The sequence below is a fragment of the Aerococcus viridans genome (genome assembly GCF_002871935.1).
Classification (GTDB): domain Bacteria; phylum Bacillota; class Bacilli; order Lactobacillales; family Aerococcaceae; genus Aerococcus; species Aerococcus viridans_B.
Genome location: NZ_PNHQ01000003.1, coordinates 49,335 through 61,337, shown reverse-complemented (window position 1 = coordinate 61,337; position 12,003 = coordinate 49,335). Strand labels below are relative to the sequence as shown.

11 protein-coding genes are annotated in these 12,003 nt (G+C 39.2%); 9 read left to right on the top strand and 2 right to left on the bottom strand.

The genetic code is table 11. The annotated features are described in order from the left end of the window. The first annotated feature begins 16 nt into the window (after positions 1-16). The 3 genes from CJ191_RS01895 to CJ191_RS01885 all read left to right on the top strand — a co-directional run bounded on the left by CJ191_RS01895 (position 17) and on the right by CJ191_RS01885 (position 3,795). The gene (locus tag CJ191_RS01895) at positions 17-1,393 is read left to right on the top strand and encodes a glycoside hydrolase family 1 protein (protein WP_180960916.1); all 1,377 of its coding nucleotides are present in this window, start codon (positions 17-19) and stop codon (positions 1,391-1,393) included. A 15-nt stretch (positions 1,394-1,408) separates the two neighbouring features. Further along, positions 1,409-2,776: a PTS sugar transporter subunit IIC gene (locus CJ191_RS01890; protein WP_102198810.1), complete on the top strand. Its 1,368-nt coding sequence runs from the start codon at positions 1,409-1,411 to the stop codon at positions 2,774-2,776. A 191-nt stretch (positions 2,777-2,967) separates the two neighbouring features. Next, positions 2,968-3,795, top strand: a complete 828-nt coding sequence (locus CJ191_RS01885) for an exodeoxyribonuclease III (RefSeq protein ID WP_070468265.1) — start codon at positions 2,968-2,970, stop codon at positions 3,793-3,795. Between the two features lie 81 nt (positions 3,796-3,876). Here CJ191_RS01885 and CJ191_RS01880 read toward each other — a convergent pair whose 3' ends face one another. Beyond that, a complete protein-coding gene (locus tag CJ191_RS01880; RefSeq protein WP_070468263.1) occupies positions 3,877-4,698 on the bottom strand; it encodes a hypothetical protein in 822 nt (273 codons plus the stop codon). Positions 4,699-4,995: 297 nt separating this feature from the next. On the opposite strand from CJ191_RS01880, the gene CJ191_RS01875 reads away from it, so the two are divergent. Both CJ191_RS01875 and CJ191_RS01870 read left to right on the top strand, forming a co-directional pair. Continuing rightward, positions 4,996-5,535: a sigma-70 family RNA polymerase sigma factor gene (locus CJ191_RS01875; protein WP_070468261.1), complete on the top strand. Its 540-nt coding sequence runs from the start codon at positions 4,996-4,998 to the stop codon at positions 5,533-5,535. A gap of 8 nt (positions 5,536-5,543) precedes the next feature. After that, the gene (locus tag CJ191_RS01870; RefSeq protein ID WP_070468259.1) at positions 5,544-6,122 is read left to right on the top strand and encodes an N-acetylmuramoyl-L-alanine amidase; all 579 of its coding nucleotides are present in this window, start codon (positions 5,544-5,546) and stop codon (positions 6,120-6,122) included. Positions 6,123-6,239: 117 nt separating this feature from the next. On the opposite strand, the gene CJ191_RS01865 is transcribed toward CJ191_RS01870, so the two are convergent. After that, complete coding sequence (locus CJ191_RS01865) at positions 6,240-7,061, bottom strand: MetQ/NlpA family ABC transporter substrate-binding protein (RefSeq protein ID WP_070468257.1); 822 nt, start codon at positions 7,059-7,061, stop codon at positions 6,240-6,242. Between the two features lie 217 nt (positions 7,062-7,278). On the opposite strand from CJ191_RS01865, the gene CJ191_RS01860 reads away from it, so the two are divergent. From CJ191_RS01860 to acpP, 4 genes are all read left to right on the top strand, one after another. After that, on the top strand, positions 7,279-8,286 hold the full coding sequence (locus CJ191_RS01860) for an MsnO8 family LLM class oxidoreductase (RefSeq protein WP_070468255.1): 1,008 nt from the start codon (positions 7,279-7,281) through the stop codon (positions 8,284-8,286). 61 nt (positions 8,287-8,347) lie between these two features. Continuing rightward, positions 8,348-10,399 carry an ATP-dependent DNA helicase RecG gene (gene recG / locus CJ191_RS01855; RefSeq protein WP_070468253.1) on the top strand — a complete coding sequence of 684 codons (2,052 nt, stop codon included), beginning with the start codon at positions 8,348-8,350 and terminating at the stop codon, positions 10,397-10,399. 189 nt (positions 10,400-10,588) lie between these two features. Beyond that, positions 10,589-11,611 carry a phosphate acyltransferase PlsX gene (gene plsX, locus CJ191_RS01850; protein WP_070468251.1) on the top strand — a complete coding sequence of 341 codons (1,023 nt, stop codon included), beginning with the start codon at positions 10,589-10,591 and terminating at the stop codon, positions 11,609-11,611. A gap of 100 nt (positions 11,612-11,711) precedes the next feature. After that, the gene (gene acpP / locus CJ191_RS01845) at positions 11,712-11,951 is read left to right on the top strand and encodes an acyl carrier protein (protein ID WP_102198809.1); all 240 of its coding nucleotides are present in this window, start codon (positions 11,712-11,714) and stop codon (positions 11,949-11,951) included. Positions 11,952-12,003: the final 52 nt, after the last annotated feature.

Genomic DNA, 12,003 nt, shown 5'->3' with positions numbered 1-12,003 from the left:
TATTTTAAGGAGGAGTATTATGAAATTCTTTTGGGGAAATTCTGTCTCAAGTATGCAAACTGAAGGTGGCTGGAATGAAGGCGGTAAGTCTCTATCAGTATATGATGTCAGAGAAGCAAGTGAATTTGCGAGTGACTGGCATTTTGCCAATGATAATTACCATCACTTTGAGGAAGACTTTGATTATATTCAAGATTTAGGGATGAATATGTATCGGTTCCAAATTTCCTGGTCACGTGTAGTAAAGGATGGCGACGGTGATTTTAATCAAGAAGGTATCGATTATTATCATCGTATTGTAGACGCATTAATTGAACGTGGTATTGAACCGATGATTTGTTTATACCACTTTGATATGCCACTTCACCTTGCTGAAGAATACAATGGCTTTACTTCAAAACATGTAAAAGAAGCATTTGTTCGTTACGGTCAAAAGATGATTGATGAGTTTTCAAATAAGGTGAAGTATTGGATTATCTTTAATGAGCAGAATCTGTATTCTGAACCGAATATTAGTTATGTGATTGCTGGGGCAGAAAATGGTAAGCAAGATGTTCATGAATTATATCAAATCATGCATAATGTGATGGCTAGCCATGCAGAAATTACCAATTATTTGCATGAAAATTCTGATGCGAAGATGGGCGGGATGTTGGCCTATAGTGAGGTGTATCCAGCTAGTTCAAAACCTGAAGATATCTTAGCTGCTCGTAAATGGGATGAATTCATTAACTATAATTTATTAGATGCATATGCAAAAGGGCAATATTCAAATGAAGTGTTAACTTATATTAAAAATAATCAAATTGATTGGAAAGCGACAGATGAAGAACTTGAAGCCATTGCAAGTCATTATAACGATTATTTGAGTTTTTCTTATTATGCGTCAACAACTATCTCGGCAAATGAAATACCATCAGATACGGCACCTAACTGGTACTTAGTTGAGGGTAAAGTGGACAATCCGCATCTTGATACAACTGAATGGAACTGGCAAATTGATCCATTAGGTTTCCGTGATGTAATGAATAAAATGTATCAAAGATATCAATTACCAGTTTTTCCAATTGAAAATGGTATTGGTGTGCAGGAAGAATGGGATGGGGAAAATCCAATTCAAGATGACTATCGTATTGCTTATCATGAAGCACATATAAAAGCGATGTTTGATGCTATTCATGAAGACGGTGTAGAAATCATGGGTTACCTAGGTTGGGGATTAATTGATATTCTATCCTCTCAAGGTGATATGCGAAAACGTTACGGACTAGTATATGTCAACCGTACCAATCATGATTTAAGAGATATGAAGCGGGTACCGAAGAAATCCTATCAATGGTTTAAGGAAACTATTCAGGAATACAATGAAAAATATGGTTTGAATAAAGAATAGAGAGGGGCGAAAGAGATGGCTCAAAATAAAGTTCAAAATAATGCTTTTATTGAAAAATTTACGAATTTCTCTGTTAAGATTGGAAATCAAGTTCATCTACGAAGTTTGCGAGACGCTTTCGCGAGTATTATGCCTATGTTTATTCTAGCTGGGCTTGCTGTCTTGGTGAATAATGTGATCTTCCCGATATTCTTGAGTGGTGAGACACTAGCTAATTTTCAAACTTTTGGGAATGTAATCACAAATGGTACTTTGAATATTGCGGGACTCTTGATTGCACCAATGATTGCTTATTCATTGGCTACCAATAAAAACTTTTCAAGTCCGATTTCGGCGACTTCTGTTGCAACTGCTTCTTTATTTATTATGATGGCTATTTCCAGATTGGCAACACCGATTGATGGTAGCGATCCGGTAGAGGTTTCGGGAGTAGTATCTTTTAATGAATTAGGAACCCAAGGGATGTTTGCTGGGATTATCATGGGGTTATTAGCTACAGAAGTTTTTATGAAACTAGCAAATAATAAAAAATTACGCATTAACTTAGGTGATCAAGTTCCACCAGCAGTTGGTCAAGGTTTTTCAACAATGATCCCCACCATTGTGACTTTATCATTTTTTGCGATCATTTCTGCGCTATTAAGTGTTGTTTTTCATACAGACTTAGTAACCTTAATATCAACACTTATTCAAGAACCATTACGTGCGGTCAATTCATCTATATTCGGCTATCTGTTGATTTATTCAACTGGTAATTTCTTATTTACATTAGGTATTCATCAAACAGTCATTAATGGGGTATTAACAGAACCATTATTACTTGTGAATATGAACGAAAATATGAATGCTGTTGCTAATGGACAAGAGCCAATGAATATCATCAATACCTCATTCCAAGCGGTTTACGCACAAATGGGTGGTACAGGTGGTACTTTAGCTTTAATTATCGCGGTATTTTTAGTAAGTAAGTACCAACCTTACCGGGAAGTATCGAAACTTTCTATAGCCCCTGGATTATTCGAAATTAATGAACCGATGATTTTTGGTTTGCCAATTATTTTCAATATTCCGATGATGATTCCATTCGTCTTATCTCCTGTAATTGGTGCTTTAATTGGCTATATTGCAACTGTAGTTGGCTTTGTAGAACCATTAATTGTGCTAGTTCCTTGGACAACGCCACCATTAATTTCGGGATTCTTAGCGAGCGGTGGGGACTTGAAGGTTGTTTTACTACAAATCATTATTTTAGCTGTAACAACTTTATTCTATATGCCGTTCCTTAAGATCTCTGAACGTGTGGCGAAGAAACAAGCAGAGATTGAACAAAGTAAGAATGATAGCAACCAAGTTGAAGATGACGACATGGATTGGACAGTTTAAATATAGCAATCGTTAAAAGAATCTCCAAATGAAGCTGGAGATTCTTTTTTCTTTTTCGACTAATGAGCAGCAAGTATTCAGAAAGGTAATGTTTAAAATAATTGAATGAACCTCTTAGTTATTTATCTCATTTCGGTTATGTTTGTGGTTATGCTAAAATATAGTCATCATATGAGTAAAGGGGTTTAATGATGAAGTTAATTTCATGGAATATTGATTCTTTAAATGCGGCCTTAACTGGTGCGTCTCCACGCGCAGAACTATCACGTGAGGTTTTAAAGATGATTCGTGAACATCAACCAGATGTGATTGCGATTCAAGAAACGAAATTATCGGCGAAGGGACCTACGAAAAAGCACCTTGAGATAATGACAGCGAATGTGCCGGATTATGAGATTCAGTGGGTGTCTAGTGTTGAGCCTGCCCGTAAAGGTTATGCTGGTACCATGTTCTTGTACAAGAAAGACTATACGCCAGAAGTCACTTTCCCACAAATTGGGGCACCGACGACGATGGATTACGAAGGTCGTATGATTACATTAGAGTTTCCTGATTTCTATGTGACCAATGTCTATACACCAAATGCCGGATCTGCTTTAGCACGTTTAGAAGACCGACAAGTTTGGGATGTGCAATATGCAGATTATTTGGCAGACTTAGATGCGAAGAAACCTGTATTGGCTTGTGGTGACTTTAATGTTGCCCATACAGAAATTGACTTGGCACACCCTAAAAATAATCATTTTTCAGCTGGTTTTACCGATGAAGAACGTGCGGGCTTCACCAACTTATTAAACCGCGGCTTCACCGATACTTTCCGTCTGATCCACGGTGATGTTGAAGGGGTTTATACTTGGTGGGCACAACGTGTGAAAACAAGTAAAATCAACAATTCTGGATGGAGAATTGATTATTGGCTAGTGAGTGACCGGATTGCGGATAAAGTCCAAAAATCTGAAATGTTGGATTCTGGTACCCGACAAGACCATACACCGATTTTGTTAGAAATCGATATCTAATGACATAGTTGAAATAATGATTAGGCTGAGCGAGTGATAGCTCAGCCTTTTTTCAATACCCATAATGCATAAAGGGTTTGCTTAATGCACTTGGTTCATCCCTCTTTGAATTCTCCGTATCTTATTCTGGGTGCTTTTATTCGCGATTTTCATTAATTTGTCGGCCCCAAAGAGATAGTGAAGTATATTGATGAAAAGTTGGTAAACAGTATCTAGCTGCCCGAAGTTTTCGTAAGCTTTAATAGGTTGGTAATCCGATTCACTCACCAAATATTGTTCATTCTCTAGTGGGTGGTTAGTAAAATGTTGCCGGTGATTGAATAAATTCAATTGACTATAAAAGGCCATTTGATTAAAGAAATGAAGTTGCTGTTTTCGGAAGGTAGCGTAAATAGCCATTTTTTCGCTTAAATATCTACACTTTAGTTGGATTTTATACTTAAAGTGGTTGTCTACTTCAATCCAGGTATTCTTCTTGCACTGGGCGTCTGCATAGTATATTTGGATATTATGTAAGGCTAAGATATGGTTGACATCTTGTTGGTCATCAAAGCGTTGGAAGGCGAACTTACCTAAGGTAACGGGTAACCGCTTATAACTATCTAAGATATGCCCATGGGATTGATTAAAATAAGTAGCGAGAAAACCGTATTGGTCGTGCCAGTTTCTTAACAGACTCATAGGATCTAACTCACTGATACCAAAACTTTGATCTGTAAAGAGAATAATCGTCTTAAAGGGGAGGTTAAATTCAGATACATTGTATAATAGCGACATATTTTGGAGTAATTGATTAAATTGACGGGGCTCACCAAAGGTTGCTTTTTCAATTAACGTGTTGAGATAGTCTGGCCAATTGCATTTCGCTGGGACTGTTTCAAGTTTGTTGTTATATGCTGTCATTTTCTACCACCTCTAAACTTTTTTGCTTATCTTATTTATAGCATTGTATTTATTTTTAATAAACAGTATATTTTGTTTCATTTGAAAAATGTTTGTTTTATATCAAACGAGTAATAATTTATGGGTATTTAACGGATTTTACGTAATGTTTTTAATTTTTAAATGATAATTCTGCCTAAAAATATGAGGTAATCAGCGTGACATGGGCTTGCCTTTTTCTGAGTAATAAACGTATTTTAAGTTACCTGCAGGTGATGATAAGAAACTTTAGATTCGTTGAGGGAGGAATGGACGTTTATGTTTGATCAGTATCGGTATCCGGAGTTGTTGGACCAGTATCATGGCGTGATTGTGCATGTCTTGAATCGGTATCATGTGGATGTGTATAAGTCTTATTATGATGATGTATACCAGATCGCACAGATTGCTTTGTATCAGGCAGCGGAGGATTTTGACGGAGACCCGCTAAGTGAAGCTGATCGTTACCGGTTTGTCGCTTATGTGAAGCGCGTGATGGGATGGCGGGTTTTGGATGAGTTGCGTAAGCATACGCGTTTGAGTGGTCAGGAGTTTTCAACCATGGATGAGTGGGTATTTGAAGCTGGTTTAGGTGAAGGGGAAACGATTGAAGTCACGGCAGATATTCAGCACTTTCTAGCTGAGGCGGCGAAAATACTCCGTTACCGTGATTTGGATTTTCTCTACCAAGTGATTGCTTGTCAGGGGAAGACTAAACTATTACTTGAAATTTACCCGATTTCTCGCCAAGCGATTTACAATAAGAAACGCAATTTGATGGATAAACTACAGTCTATTCGCCATTTATTGGTGGGTTAGGAGGCAATATGAAAGCAACAACATTTAAAGAATATAAAGGACTTTTGATTGCATTTGGTCATGGGAACGGGGATCCAGGCGCTGTTTCAGGTAGTTATACAGAAGCAGAAATGGTACGGAAGTTGAAGCCCTATATTGAAAAGTGGGCCAAAAAAGCAGGCATTAAAGTAGCCTTTTATATGGATAATCTTTACCAACATGCATCGGACATGAAGACTTATGCGGATTGGGTGGTCGTTGAATTGCATATGGACGCAGCGGCTAAACCGCAAACTGGTGGTCATGTGATTATTCATGCTGATTATGTAACGGATGCCATGGACGATAACTTCATCGCCATGATTCAAAAGCATTTTGGCCTCGTAACTCGTGATCGTTTAGGCTTATCTAAGAGAGGGGACTTGTTAAACTGTAATAATGCGCGTCGTTGGGGGATTAACTACCGGTTATTGGAATTATTCTTCCTTGCAGATGCAACCGACCGCAATTACTATTTAGCGAATTTAGACTTAGTCGCTAAAAATATGGTGGAAGCTGTTATTGGCGTCCAAATTGCTGATGATACTGTTTGTCAGTGTACTTGTTAGTATATGGTCATAATATGTAGAAAAATAACTAAAGTAATTTAAATCAACATAAAAGAAAAGCCATCGTGGTAGGGGATGAATCCTTACCAAGATGGCTTTTTTGTATCAATTTATCATCTATTGATTTTCTTCAGGGATAATCCAAAATTCAGTCCCAATTTCTTCATTACGGTCCATTACTGCTTGGTTGAAGTCTTCTGATTGGTAGATAGCTTTAATATCTTCTACCCAAGCTTGGTCCATTTTATCTGCAGTGGTAATAGCTTCAAGTAGTAAACCATCGATAGGTTCTTCTGTCACTAGACGAGATTCTAAATCCATGCCTGCATCATAAGCGATTGAACCAGCAACTAAAGCATAAGAAACATCTTGGATTGCTGGTGGAATAGCAGCACCTTGCATTTCGACAATTTCAATGCCTACATGATTTTTTTGAATATCATCGGCGGTTACTTTGGCTGGTTCAACGTTTGGATCTAATGTAATCCAACCAAGGTCTTGCATCAATAATAAACCGCGCATCATAGAAACTGTACCATTACCGATAGCGATGGTATCTCCTTCTTCAACGTCTTCTAAACGGTCTTTTTGTCCTGGATAAATAGCAGCCGGTACAGTTGGAATACGGACAATTTGTTCAAAGTTAGCGTCCAAAGTGTCATTATAGCTTTCAGTGTTTAACCGGTTACCATCCACGTTGATATCTGCTTCGCCTTCATCAACAGCTATCATGGCTTGGCGTAGTTCAGAAAATTGAATTTCTTCAACGGTATAGCCCTGTTCTTCTAATCTTGGTGCCACTTCTTCCATAAAGAGAATGGAGTAAGGGCCAGGTGAGGTGGCAACTTTGATGGTTTGTGCGTCTTCAGTATTTTGACCACAAGCTGCAAGCACCAAGCTGATGAAAGCCAGTCCAAGATAACGTAAATATTTTTTCATTTTTCTACCTCCCAAAAGGGTTTTTTATTCATTGTCTTAAACATATCACATATGGGGAGCAAGAGAGATACGATATGCTTAAAAGGGATTACTAGTTGGCGATCATTACTGATAGCACACGTGATCCTTTCATTTTTTGTAAATCTAATTGGGCAGTTTATTCTTATTTTACATATGGTAAAATAGGATTATTGAATTCAGTAAGAGGAGTGACAAAATGTCTTTAGGGATCGGTATTTTAGATTTTATACCTCGGGATAAAAATACATCGGTATTGGAATCCTTTGAGCAGTCCATCCAATTGGCTAAATTGGCGGATGAAAAGGGCTTGGACCGGTACTGGTTAACGGAACACCATTCAACGCCAGCTGTCCTATCTTCAACACCCCAGTTATTATTAGCACGTTATGGTGCAGCAACCAAACAGATTAAGTTAGGTACAGGTGCGGTGATTATCAATAACTCCACCCCTTATCAAATTGCAGAGAACTATATGGTGCTTGAAGCAATGTATCCTGGACGTGTTGAAGCAGGGGTCGGCCATTCTATGCCAAAAGAAGTGACCCGTCAGGAATCATTAGGGATGCAGATTAACCGCGGACTTGATTATGAAAAGACGGTTTCACAAATTGCCGGTTTACTTTATGATGATTTATCATCTGAAGATGAAATGCATGGTCTACGTGTCATGCCAGCTTACTTTGATGCCGTGACGCCACTTTATACCATGTTAGGTTCACGCCGTAATGCCAAGTTTATCGCCGAAAAAGGCTTAGGTATGGTATTTGGCTTATTCTTTTCTGGTGATTTAGAAGAGTGTATTGAAACCATTAAAATCTACCGGGAAAACTTCAAACCTTCAAAAGGCATGTCAAAACCATCAGCATTAGTAGCTACCTATGCAGTTACGTCTACTAAACGTAATGTAAAGGAAGCGTTGAATTATGCTTTAAATGACTGGATCGATGCGCTGGATGATGATAAGCGGGCATATTTAGAGTTGATGGAGGTTTCTGAAGCGAGAGATTTTGTCACAATAAGTGACCCGAATGAAGAAGATAGATATGCGTCAAGAAAAGTATATGGTACGCCTAAACAGGTAGAAATGCAGTTACGTCGGTTGAAAGAAGCAACCAATGCCGATGGTTTCTTAATTGCCAACCAATTATCAGGATTTGCTAACCGACGCGCTTTGATTGAAATATTGAGTCAGATGAACATTTAATGCATCTGGTTTGAGATTTTTTTCATTCATATTAATGATTTTTAAGCTAAGGGGGATGATGATGGCACGTGCTTTATCCGATTCAGTGACCGTTTTGAAAGGTGTCGGCCAGAAAAAAGCGGCATTATTAGAAAAGGTTGGGATTTCTACGGTAGAAGATTTGTTGTACCATTTCCCTTTTCGTTATGAGGATGTTTCTGTAAAATCGGCCGGAGAATTAGTGGATAATACCAAGGCCTCGGTAAAAGGCGTGGTTGTGACGGCACCTGTTGTCCAATATTTTGGGCGCAACCGTAACCGTTTGACCTTTCGCTTAGCTATGGATCATGAGGTATTGCAGGTGATCTTCTTTAACCAGCCCTACTTAAAAAAGCATATTCAAGTTGATCAAGAAATCGTTGTTTATGGAAAGTTTGAAGCGGCGAAACAGCAAATTGTTGGGATGAAACTTTTCTCTAATCAACAAAATGTGGGCGATAAGGACAATGATTTTGAAGCAATTTACCACTTAACGCAAGGTTTATCGACGAAATCGTTAACCGATTTAATTAAGCAAGCGCTTGATTTATATGGGGACTTGATTGTGGAATTATTGCCTGAAGCATTGCGGGAGAAATACCAACTTATGCCACATAAGTTAGCCATCCAGCAAATCCACTTTCCAGATAGTCAAGAAAATAACCGGCAAGCACGCCGGCAATTGAAATATCAAGAACTCTTCTTGTACGCCTTGAAATTACAGTGGCGTAAATTGCAACAACGTCGAATGGCCAACGGTGCCCAGGTACTTTATGATAACGATCACCTGCGTGACTTTATCCAGACGATCCCTTTTGAATTGACAGCTGGTCAAAAGGCTGTGGTCAATGAGATTTGTGCAGATTTAAGGCAACCATTCCAGATGAACCGCCTCCTTCAAGGAGATGTTGGGTCCGGGAAGACGGTAGTAGCGATGATTTCCTTAGTGGCAACAATTGATGCTGGCTTTCAAGGGGCCATGATGGTGCCAACTGAAATTTTGGCTGACCAACATTATGCCGCAATTTCAGGCTTTTTTGAAGAAACGGATTATAAGGTAGCTTTGTTAACGGGTTCGACGAAAACGAAGGCACGACGGGAAATCTTAACCGACTTAATAAACGGGGATATTGACCTGTTAATTGGGACGCATGCCTTAATTCAAGATGATGTGCAGTTCGCTGACTTAGGGATGGTTGTGATTGATGAACAGCACCGGTTTGGGGTTAACCAACGGTCTAAATTAGTGGCTAAAGGTGAGTTCAAAGCGCCTAATGTCTTGTATATGACCGCAACGCCAATCCCCCGTACACTGGAGATTACCATGATGGGGGATATGGATGTTTCGAAGTTAAAAGAAATGCCATCGGGTCGTATACCTATTGAAACGTCTTGGGTCCGTCCTAACCGCCAAGCCCAGGTAGATGAACAAATTTGGCGAGAAGTCAAAAAAGGACGGCAAGTTTATATCATCTGTCCTTTGATCGGTGAATCAGAAGCCTTGGAAGCACAAAATGCTGAACATATTTATGAAACTTATCTGGCGCAATTTGGCGGGCAATTTTCTGTAGGTTTATTACATGGGCAAATGAGTACCGAGGAAAAAGACCAAGTGATGGAAGCTTTTAAACATAATGATGTGCAAATATTAGTGTCTACAACGGTTATCGAAGTAGGGGTTAATGTACCCAATGCGACTTATATGGTGATTTTAGATGCTAATAGGTTTGGTTTAGCCCAGCTCCATCAATTGAGGGGCCGGGTAGGACGCGGTGTGCATGCTTCATACTGTGTATTAGTAGCTGATCCAAGAACAGAGAACGGTAAACAGCGGATGCGTATCATGGTTGAATCGACAGATGGTTTTTATCTTAGCCAGCAGGATTTAGAATTACGTGGTGCTGGTGATTACTTTGGTACTCGCCAATCTGGTCTACCGGAATTTAAAGTAGCTGATCCAATAGAAGATGGTGTGATCTTAGAAGTCGCTCGTGAAGATGCCATTCAATTTATCCCTTACTTTGAAGGTAGGCAATCTGAATTCGCGCATCTAGCAAAATGGCTAGACAATCAAACGATAACCATCAATGCTTAGGTGAATTGTTGTTCTAGCGATTCTAAAGTGTCATGACGATTGATGGGTGATGTGCGGATCTTAGGGCCAAGAAGAGTTCTGATTAAAAAGCTAAAGCCCTTTTGCCTATATAGGCTACAAGTGGCTTTGGGGTATGCTATAATAAGGGTATTATATTGAATTTATTGAATGTAGAAAGTAGGCATAGAAATGAGAATTGCAGTAGATGCAATGGGTGGCGATAATGCACCTAAAGCAATCGTCTTAGGTGGCTTAAAAGCTGCAGCTGAACGTAAAGACGTCACCATCATGTTTTATGGGGATGAAGAGGCGATCAAAGCAGAAATTGAAGGGCCTACACCTGAAAATGTAGAAATTATTCACGCAGGAGATAAGATTTTATCTGAAGATGATCCAGTCAGAGCTGTACGGACAAAACGTGAATCATCAATGGTGATGGCAGCGCGTGCAGTACGAAACGGTGAAGCAGATGCCTTGATTTCAGCAGGTAACACAGGTGCTTTATTAACAGCAGGCTTACTAGTGGTTGGCCGGATGAAAGGTGTTGAGCGTCCAGCCTTAATGGCTGCTCTACCAAACCTAGCTAATATTGGAGATTCTGTATTATTAATTGATTGTGGTGCTAATGCGGAATCGAAAGCGTCCTATTTAAATCAATATGCAGTCATGGCGACAGCCTATGCCCGTGCGGTATTGAAGAAAGCTGCACCTTCAGTTGGTTTATTAAATAACGGTACTGAAGAGAATAAGGGGAATGATTTAACGAAAGAAGCTTTTGGTTTATTAAAAGCCAATGATCAGATAAACTTCACTGGGAATATCGAATCTCGTGAAATTTTAAACGGGGTTTCTGATATTGTCGTTGCTGATGGATTTACAGGCAATGCCGTATTAAAATCAGTGGAAGGAACAGCAGCTGCTGTGATGAAATTGGTTAAAAATGCGATTATGGACGGTGGCATTAGCGCTAAACTTGGTGGTTTACTCATCAAAGGGTCATTAAAAGAGTTGATGACTAAAATTGATTTAGACCAAGCAGGTGGTGGTATTTTATTTGGTGTTAAAGCACCAGTATTAAAAGCCCACGGTTCTTCAAATGCAACGAGTGTCTTCCATACAATATTACAAGCAGTGACAATTGTAGAATCAGGTATTATTGAGGAATTGGCGACAACATTTGAAAAAGAAATGCCTGTGAAGAAGGCAGAATAATTTTACTGAAAGTGGGGCTAGCTCGATAGCACTTCCCCATTTTCAAAAATAAAAGGTTTTAGTTGATGTGTAACTTAGGATTTTATTTAGGAGGATTTTCATGGTAGAGGGTACAACTTTTGAACAAGTAGCGGCTTTAATTGTGGAACGTTTCGGTGTGGAGGCTTCTAGTGTGACGCCTGAGATGTCGTTTACAGAGGATTTAGGTGCGGATTCGTTGGATGTTGTGGAATTGGTGATGGAATTGGAAGATAATTTCGGTATCCAAATTTCTGATGATGATGTGGAAGAGATTAGAACTGTTGAGGATATTGTAAAATATATCGATAGCCATCAGTAGGCGTATGGTTTGATGTTTGAGGAGGCTGGCAGTTGGTTGTCCAGCCTTATTT

Coding starts and splice junctions, on each gene's coding strand:
- CJ191_RS01880 (WP_070468263.1), bottom strand. CDS start 4,698: ATGACAGCATATAACAACAAACTTGAAACAGTCCCAGCGAAATGCAAT.
- CJ191_RS01890 (WP_102198810.1), top strand. CDS start 1,409: ATGGCTCAAAATAAAGTTCAAAATAATGCTTTTATTGAAAAATTTACG.
- acpP (WP_102198809.1), top strand. CDS start 11,712: ATGGTAGAGGGTACAACTTTTGAACAAGTAGCGGCTTTAATTGTGGAA.
- CJ191_RS01865 (WP_070468257.1), bottom strand. CDS start 7,061: ATGAAAAAATATTTACGTTATCTTGGACTGGCTTTCATCAGCTTGGTG.
- CJ191_RS01885 (WP_070468265.1), top strand. CDS start 2,968: ATGAAGTTAATTTCATGGAATATTGATTCTTTAAATGCGGCCTTAACT.
- CJ191_RS01875 (WP_070468261.1), top strand. CDS start 4,996: ATGTTTGATCAGTATCGGTATCCGGAGTTGTTGGACCAGTATCATGGC.
- plsX (WP_070468251.1), top strand. CDS start 10,589: ATGAGAATTGCAGTAGATGCAATGGGTGGCGATAATGCACCTAAAGCA.
- recG (WP_070468253.1), top strand. CDS start 8,348: ATGGCACGTGCTTTATCCGATTCAGTGACCGTTTTGAAAGGTGTCGGC.
- CJ191_RS01870 (WP_070468259.1), top strand. CDS start 5,544: ATGAAAGCAACAACATTTAAAGAATATAAAGGACTTTTGATTGCATTT.
- CJ191_RS01860 (WP_070468255.1), top strand. CDS start 7,279: ATGTCTTTAGGGATCGGTATTTTAGATTTTATACCTCGGGATAAAAAT.